This window comes from Burkholderia sp. A2, assembly GCF_001729305.1.
Lineage (GTDB): Bacteria > Pseudomonadota > Gammaproteobacteria > Burkholderiales > Burkholderiaceae > Burkholderia > Burkholderia sola.
In genome coordinates this window covers 1-227 of the sequence record NZ_LZXX01000003.1, presented here as the reverse complement: position 1 = coordinate 227, position 227 = coordinate 1, and the positions used below count along the sequence as shown (strand labels likewise).

Genomic DNA, 227 nt, shown 5'->3' with positions numbered 1-227 from the left:
ACGCGCTCGACCGCGTGCTGTATCTCGGCAACGGCGTGGCCGCGCTCGGCACCGTCGACGAGGTGATCACGAAGCCCGTGCTGTCGAGGCTCTATGGATCGCCGATCGACGTGATGCGCGTGAACGGCAAGATCTTCGTGATGTCGGGCGACGTCGAAATCGAAAAGCACGATCACGAACACGAGGACGACGACGGCCATTCGCACGGCGGTGGCGGCGGCCACGGC

1 pseudogene is annotated in these 227 nt (G+C 65.2%); it reads left to right on the top strand.

Annotated elements, in window-relative coordinates:
• Positions 1–227, top strand: a pseudogene (locus A9Z05_RS01405) (ABC transporter ATP-binding protein); the annotation flags it as partial.